At 72.8% G+C, this 7,258-nt stretch carries 6 protein-coding genes; 4 read left to right on the top strand and 2 right to left on the bottom strand.

The window, feature by feature from the left end; genetic code table 11:
- Positions 1 to 364: 364 nt before the first annotated feature.
- Positions 365 to 1,654 carry a D-Ala-D-Ala carboxypeptidase family metallohydrolase gene (locus tag VF202_08115; GenBank protein HEX7040059.1) on the top strand — a complete coding sequence of 430 codons (1,290 nt, stop codon included), beginning with the start codon at positions 365 to 367 and terminating at the stop codon, positions 1,652 to 1,654.
- Positions 1,655 to 1,795: 141 nt separating this feature from the next.
- On the opposite strand, the gene VF202_08110 is transcribed toward VF202_08115, so the two are convergent.
- Both VF202_08110 and VF202_08105 read right to left on the bottom strand, forming a co-directional pair.
- On the bottom strand, positions 1,796 to 2,866 hold the full coding sequence (locus VF202_08110; protein ID HEX7040058.1) for a hypothetical protein: 1,071 nt from the start codon (positions 2,864 to 2,866) through the stop codon (positions 1,796 to 1,798).
- Positions 2,836 to 3,636 (bottom strand): IPT/TIG domain-containing protein, encoded by an 801-nt coding sequence (locus VF202_08105; GenBank protein HEX7040057.1) that lies wholly within the window; start codon positions 3,634 to 3,636, stop codon positions 2,836 to 2,838. Before VF202_08105 ends, VF202_08110 begins: the two co-directional genes overlap by 31 nt.
- A gap of 349 nt (positions 3,637 to 3,985) precedes the next feature.
- Between VF202_08105 and VF202_08100 the strand changes: the two genes are divergently transcribed.
- The 3 genes from VF202_08100 to VF202_08090 all read left to right on the top strand — a co-directional run bounded on the left by VF202_08100 (position 3,986) and on the right by VF202_08090 (position 7,240).
- The gene (locus VF202_08100) at positions 3,986 to 4,648 is read left to right on the top strand and encodes a GntR family transcriptional regulator (GenBank protein HEX7040056.1); all 663 of its coding nucleotides are present in this window, start codon (positions 3,986 to 3,988) and stop codon (positions 4,646 to 4,648) included.
- Positions 4,649 to 4,781: 133 nt separating this feature from the next.
- On the top strand, positions 4,782 to 6,053 hold the full coding sequence (locus VF202_08095) for an amidohydrolase family protein (protein HEX7040055.1): 1,272 nt from the start codon (positions 4,782 to 4,784) through the stop codon (positions 6,051 to 6,053).
- Positions 6,050 to 7,240 carry a LeuA family protein gene (locus VF202_08090; protein ID HEX7040054.1) on the top strand — a complete coding sequence of 397 codons (1,191 nt, stop codon included), beginning with the start codon at positions 6,050 to 6,052 and terminating at the stop codon, positions 7,238 to 7,240. The genes VF202_08095 and VF202_08090 overlap by 4 nt, the downstream gene beginning before the upstream one ends.
- Positions 7,241 to 7,258 lie beyond the last annotated feature (18 nt).

Raw genomic sequence — 7,258 nt, 5'->3', positions numbered from 1 at the left:
TTGAACCAGTGACCCCTCGCGTGTGAAGCGAGTGCTCTCCCGCTGAGCTAACCGCCCACGTGGTCAGCATCCAGAAGTCTACTCGTTCCGGCGGGACCGGGTCAATCGACCTTTGGCGGCCGGTTCGTGCCGTTCTCACCGCTGCGACCGTCTCCGCGGGCGCAGCCACGGCTGCTCTCAACCCATCGCGCGCCCCGCGGGTCGGTTCCGAGGACGATATCAACCCTCACAGCGGGCTAGGCGCCGGCCCGCTAGGCTTGCCGCCTTCCCAGCAACCTGCAGTGCTTCCCTACCTGCGTCGCACCCGAAGCCCGCGGCCCGCTGGCGGCCGGCCACACGCCGCCGCCCACTGGAGGCATCACCGATGGCGACACTGACCCTGGGCAAGAGCGTCGGCGCCGGCGGCGCCAACGAGCCCGCCGACGTCACGGCGCTGAAGACCCACCTCGTGGCGCTGGGCCTCGACTGGCTCACCGTCGACGGCACGGCCGGGAATGACCTGACGCAGGCGATAAAGCTGCAGCAGTCGATCTTCCGCGGACGCAACGCGGTGAGCGGCGACGGCAGGGTGGACGTCGGCGGGCCCACGCTCGAGTACCTGAACTCGGCCGACGCGGCGCGGTGGCAGGAGATGCCGCCCGGCGGAGGCGCTGACGACGGCTTCGTGAACCTCGAGCTCCGCGACCTGGCCGACCACCACGACTTCGGTACCTCGTGGATGGCCGACACCCTCGCGGACGCCGGACGCTGGTACCACGACAACCACCTCGGCTCCACCCCCGGCGACGCGCCGATCACCGTCAACGACGTCAGCCTGCCCCGGGGCGGCCCGACGCCGGACCACGCGGGCCACGAGACGGGGCTCGAGGCCGACCTGCGCCTGCCGCGGACGGACGGCACGGCGCCGGGCGGCACCACGCACACGACGGCCACCTACGACCGCGACGCCACCAGGGCGCAGCTCAGGGCGCTCAGGCACCAACCGATGGTCAGCCGGATCTTCTTCAACGACCCCGTGCTGATCGGCGAGCACCTGTGCACGCGCGCGTCGGGCCACGACAACCACCTCCACGTCGAGATCAAGCCGCTGCCGGCCCTCGTGGGGTACGGCGACGACTACGAGTCGCTGCTGGACGCGGCGATAGCGAGTTTCGGAGGGACCGTCGTGGACCCCCGGGACCACGCCATGACGCCGGCGGGGTTCCAGGAGTACCTGACCGCCACGGGCGTCGCGCACTTCTCGGCGCGGGAGATGCTCACGCCGCACGACGCGCGCGTGGCTTCGGAGCTCGGCTACGAGACGTTCCTGCCGCCCCACGCCTGGTGGAAGCGCGGCGCCGCCCTGGCGCTGATCGCCGACGAGCTGCGACGCCTCGTCGGCGAGCCGGTGAAGATGCGCAACTGGTGGCGGCCGGTGGAGTACAACCGCCGCGTCGACGGAGCCGAGGGCAGCGACCACGTCACCGCCCACGGCGTGGACCTCGACTACCGCAGCGCCGACTCGCGTCGCCGGGCCGAGCGCCGGCTGCGAGAGCTGGACGCCGCCCACCCCGACCTCCAGTTCTCCATCGGCCTGGGCAACGTGACGACCCACGTCGGGGTCCTCTCCCCGGGCCGCCGACGCCAGTGGCGCTACGACAGCTACGTGGAGTGAGGGCTCCTCCGCCCATCGCCGTGGGACCACAGCTTCCTGAAGTCTCGGCCGGGGACGACCGGGCGCGCTCCGGTCGCATGGGAGGGTCGAGCGCCGCGGGCTCCTACCGGGGGCCCGCGGCGCTGCCAAGCCGACGGCGCGTCAGTCGACGATCTCGAAGGCGCCGAGGTAGGCGGTCTTGTCCAGATCGACGGTGCTGGCGGTCGGCGATGTCCCGTCCACGAGGTCGGCGGCCTGGACCACCATGAGCTCGCCGTCGTAGCCGATGGCCCAGAGGTCCCCGCGGGAGTCGAAGCCGATGGCCATGGCGTTGTGCGGTAGCCTCACGCCCTGGTCCGCGTCGCTGGACAGCGTCCCCGAGCCGCTCGCGTCCTCGGCCGGCACGTGCCCCACGAACGGGTTGCTGGGGCCGGTCGTGTACCACAGGTCGCCCGCGTCGTCGAAGGCGAGGTCGGAGACCGGCGTGATCAGGTTCACCGCCCTAGCGTTGATCGTCAGCGCGGGCTGGGGATCGGGCTCCGCGAGGTCGGCGGCGTCGTAGCGGTAGATGAGGTAGGGCGTACCGTTCGTCGCGTCGGCGCCGCTCACCCACAGGTTCCCGTGCGCGTCGAACGCGAGCCCGCTGACCTCGGGGACGTCGAGGGTCTGCTGCGGCGACTGCGAGCCGCCCTCGTCGAGCTGGTCCGCGGTGAACATCATGACCCGGCCCGCGGCCATCTCGGCGGTCCAGAGGTTGCCGTCAGGGTCGAAGGCGAGGTTGGACACCCAACCCCATCCGCCGCTGTAGGAGAACGGCGACGTGACCTGCGGGTCGGCCTCGTCGAGCTCGGTGGGGTCGACCCGCCAGACGTCGCCTTGGCCCGAGAGCCACAGCGCGCCGTCGGGTGCGCGGGCCACCGCCGACACGTCATCGCCCACGGGGTCGATCGCGGAGGTCGGGCTGCCGAGCCCGTCCCTCAGGGCGTCGTCGTCGAAGCTCCACACGAAGCCGCTGCCGCCGCTGTCTCGCAGGGGCAGCCACAGGCGGCCGCTGCCCGGCACCACCTGCAGGTCCAGCTCGACCACGGTCTCGCCCGGGCCGGCGACGGTCTGGATGACCTCGGGGGCGCGCAGCCTCCGGTTGATGTACCTGCCGGGCTCGATGAGCTCGGCGCTGAACGAGTACTCGCCGCTGCGCAGGGTCAGCACCTGGGCGCCGCTAGTGGACGCCACCAGCGACCCCCGTACCTCACCTCGACCGACGCCTCGGCGAGCACGCCGGCTCCGAGCCCCGGCGCCTCGAACCGCACCTCACCGCCTGCGAAGTCGACGGTGAACGGGACGCTCAGGCTCGCCCCGTGCGGGTCCGTGGCCGTCACCGTCACGTCCGCTGGTTCCCCGAAGCGCGACGGGAACCCCAGCGTCAACGTCGCGCCGCTCACGTCGGCCGTCACGTTGCCGGCGGGCGAGGTCACGCTCGCGGCGAACGTGAGCGAGGCCGCGCCGTCGTCGGGATCGTCGAAGGCGCCCGCCAGGTCGATGACGCGCGTGTCCTCGTCGCCGGCGACCGAGATGTCCGGCAGGCCGGTGCTGGTCGGCGCCTGGTTGGCCGGAGGTTGCCCGCCCCCGGTGCCCTGGAACTCGAACCTGCCGTCCCAGGTGGCCTTCTCCCCGCCGGGGTTCACGACCGCCACCACGCACTCGGCCGAGGCACCCAGGTCGGGAACCGTGCCGGTCAGCCGCGCCGTGCCGGGCGCCCCCGCGTCCGTCTCCAGGCTCACGCCCTCCAGGGCGACGCCGCACACCGTCGCCGTCGCGCCGGTCGCGAAGCCGGTGCCGGTGACCGTGAGGACGGTCCCCGGACCACCGCTCGTCGGCGACACGCTCGTTATCTCCAGCACCACCGGTTCGCTGCATGCGGCCAGGAAGAGGGCGGCGAGCGCCGCGAGACGCCCGCCGACGCGCGCACGGCGGCGCGCAGCCGAGACTTCTCCGAACTCCATCCCTTCTCCTCCCGTAGAGACTCGCCCCACCCGGCGACGACGGGCCCAACTGTGAGGCGCCGCCACGGAGCAGGACGGTGCGAACTTACCGCGCGTGCTGCTTCGAGTCACACGCAGGGGAACGCGGGCGACCGCGGGTGGGCAGGGGTCGCCTCGCGCCAGGCCCGCGCCTGGCCGCGGCCACCGGCGCGCCCGAGCCGTCTGGCCCGTTGGCCTCGCCCCACCGCGCACGGCCTCGGCCGTGCCCCTTGACACCCAGGGCCTCCCCGCCTACCCTTGGCATCCAAACTGGATACAGCCTGGATACGGGGGAGGACCGATGGCGACGACTACCGCGGAAGGCGGTGCGATGGCAGTCCTGGACACCACCAAGGCGACGGGCTCCGGCTCGCTGCAGGACGTCGCGCGCGAGGCGATCAAGGAGCGCATCCTGCTCGGCGAGCTGCCGGCCGGCAGCCCCCTCAGCGAGGAGGGCCTGGCGCGCGAGCTGAACATGAGCCGGACGCCGGTCCGGCACGCCCTGCAGGACCTCGTCGCGCAGGGGCTCCTCGAGCGCACTCCGGGGCGCGGGGCGGTCGTCAGGCGGATCGACATCAAGAAGATGCTCGACATCATCGACGTCCAGGAGTGCCTCCTGGTCTGGTGCGTCCCCCGCCTCTGCGACCTGCCCGACGTGGACCTGAGCGCGGTCAAGGACGCTTACGCGAAGCAGCTCGCGGGCCTCGCTAGCGGCGACAACCGCGCGGTCCTCCTCGAGTCGCGCCGGATGGACACGCACCTCGTCGGCCTGACGGGGAACCAGGAGATGGTCCGCTACATGCGCGAGATCTCCGACCTGCTCGTCCACGCGGCGTCGCAGATGGTGTCGTCGCGCGAGAAGCTCACGCAGGCCGTGAGCGAGCACGGCGAGATCATCGACGCCATCGAGGCCAGGGACAAGCGGAGGGCGAGGGAGGCCATCGAGGTGCACCTCGCCGGCGTCAAGCGTCGGTTCCTGGGGCTGGTCGAGTGAAGGGCGCTCCGGCCTGGGGACGAAGGGTAGCGGCGCGCGACGCGCCAGGGCCGGCGGCCGGACCGGGGCGGGCCGCTCCCAGTTCGCCGAACCTGGCGGTCCACCGAGCGGACAGGACGAGGAGGCGTAGCGGATGAGCGACGAGCGGGCCCACCTGGGCGCCAACCACGACGTGACCGTGATCAACGCCCGCGTCTGGGACGGCGTGAACCCGGGCTACCGGGAAGACGCCTTCGTCGCGGTCCGCCAGGGGCGCATCACCAGGCTCGGCGCGATGTCCGAGCTGCGCCGGGACGATTCCGCCGCGGTGCTCGACGCCGAGGGCCGCTGGGTGATCCCCGGCCTCATCGACTGCCACGTCCACCTGATCTACGACAGGTTCGGCACGTTGGGCGCCATCGACTCGCTGCCCCTCGAGTTCCACACGATCGTGGCGGCGCGCACGGCCCGCACGCTCCTCTCCTACGGCTACACCACCGTGAGGGACGTGGGGACGCGCGGGGCCATCGCGCCGGCCGTCCGCGACGCCGTCCGCGCCGGCATGGTCGACGGTCCGCGGATCCTGGCCGCCGGCCCCGTCATCTGCGGGACCGCGGGCCTGGCCGACTCCACGCCGCCGTGGATGACGAACTCCGCCAGCCTCGGCATGCCGGTGAACGGCGAGGCCGAGGTGCGCAAGGCCGTGCGCACGCAGGTCAAGCTGGGCGTCGACGTCGTCAAGGTCGGCCTCACGGGCGCCGAGGCGAGCGTCTACACCACGACCGAGCAGACCTCCTTCAGCCCCGAGGAGCTGCGCGTCCTCGTCGACGAGGCCAAGCGGTTCGGCAAGACCGTCGCCTGCCACGCGCAGTCGTACCTGAGCGCGAGGATGGCGCTCGACGCCGGCGTGACGACGATCGAGCACGGCACGCGCATGGACGACGAGACGGTCGAGCGCCTCGCCGCCGCCGAGGACGCCTACCTCGTCCCGACGCTGTGCACCCTCTACAGCGTGCTGGAGCTGGGCACGAACCCCAAGCAGGTCAGCGAGATGAAGGAGAACCGGGAGGTCTGGATCGACTCCTTCGAGCGCGCCCACCGCGCCGGCGTGAAGATCGCGGCCGGCAGCGACCTCGGCAACCGCTACCTGCAGGGCGAGCAGGCGAAGGAGCTCGAGCTGATGGTGCGGCACGGCATGTCGCACGAGGAGGCGCTGGTGTCCGCCACGCGCACGGCCGCCCAGGCCCTCCACCTGGGCGACAGGGTCGGCACCCTCGAGGAGGGCAAGTTCGGCGACCTGCTGGTGCTGGAGGCCGACCCCCTCGCCGACGTCACGGTCCTGCAGCGCCGCGCGACGATCCACCGCGTGGTGCAGGGCGGCCGCGTCCTCGTCCCCGGGGAGCTGGCGGAGGAGGTGAGCCGGTGACGCCCCACAAGACGCTCAGCCCCTACAACGACCGCTACACCTCGCTGGGCCCCGGCTCGCGCGTCGCGCTCAACGACTGCACGCTGCGCGAGGGCGAGCAGTCGCCCATCGTCAACTTCCGGCCCGAGCAGAAGCTCGAGGTCGCGCGCCGGCTCGTCGCGGCGGGCGTAGGCCGCATCCAGGTCGGCTACGCCGGCCTGTCGGAGTCCGACTGGAGGACGATCCGCCTCCTCCGCGACGAGGGCCTGCCCTGCGAGCTCGAGTCGGTCGTCCTGAGCTACCTCGACTCCTGGGAGGAGCAGGTCGAGGCCGCGGCCTCCGCGGGCGCGACCGTCGCGAACATCGTGCACGTGCCCTCCCCGCCGCGTCGCGAGCGGGTCTTCGGCGTCACGCCGGGCCAGATACGGGCGCGCACCGAGGAGGCGGTGCGCGCGGCCAAGGCCAGGGGTCTCTACGTCACGTACTCCCCCGCGGACACCACGCGCACCGAGCTCGAGCTGGCCCTCGACCTCGTGGCCGTCGCGGAGCGCGCCGGCGCCGACCGCATCGCCGTCGCCGACACGCTGGGGGCGGCGACACCCGGCGCGGTGAGGTTCGTCGTCGAGCAGGTCAGGGCCGCGACGTCATGCCAGGTCGCCTTCCACGGGCACAACGACTTCGGCCTGGGCGTCGCGAACGCCCTGGCGGCACTGGAGGCGGGCGCGGAGGTCGTCGACACGACCCTGAACGGCTGGGGCGACCGCACCGGCAACCCGCCCACCGAGGAGGTGGCCGCGTGCCTGCAGTTCCTCTACGGCGCGCTCCCCCAGGTGGACGTGGGGGCCCTCGCCCGGCTGGCGCGCGACGTCGCCGCGCTGCTCGGCGTCGACGTGCCGCCGACCAAGCCGATCACCGGCGAGGTCGCCTTCGCGCACAAGCTCGAGACCCACGTCAAGGCGGTGCTCAAGCACCCGCCGGCCTTCGAGGCCTTCGATCCCCAGCTCGTCGGCGCCAACCGGCAGGTCGCGATCGGCCAGTACAGCGGACCCGAGGCGATCCGCGCGCGGCTCCGGGCGCTCGGCATCGACTACGAGGGCGAGGCGCTCGCGCGGCTCACGTCCGCCGTGCAGGCGGCCGCCCGCGCGACGAACCGCGTGCTCACGAACGACGACCTGCGACGGATCGCCGCCGGCACGGGAGAGGGCTGACCGCCACGCCATGGACGC

This window comes from Trueperaceae bacterium (assembly GCA_036381035.1).
Taxonomy (GTDB): Bacteria; Deinococcota; Deinococci; order Deinococcales; family Trueperaceae; genus DASRWD01.
Note: the sequence above shows the minus strand (reverse complement) of the source record. Positions and strands in the feature narration are given on the sequence as shown.

Excerpts from the sequence above, each read along its gene's own strand:
- VF202_08105 (HEX7040057.1), bottom strand. The coding sequence starts at position 3,636 with ATGGAGTTCGGAGAAGTCTCGGCTGCGCGCCGCCGTGCGCGCGTCGGC.
- VF202_08095 (HEX7040055.1), top strand. The coding sequence starts at position 4,782 with ATGAGCGACGAGCGGGCCCACCTGGGCGCCAACCACGACGTGACCGTG.
- VF202_08115 (HEX7040059.1), top strand. The coding sequence starts at position 365 with ATGGCGACACTGACCCTGGGCAAGAGCGTCGGCGCCGGCGGCGCCAAC.
- VF202_08100 (HEX7040056.1), top strand. The coding sequence starts at position 3,986 with ATGGCAGTCCTGGACACCACCAAGGCGACGGGCTCCGGCTCGCTGCAG.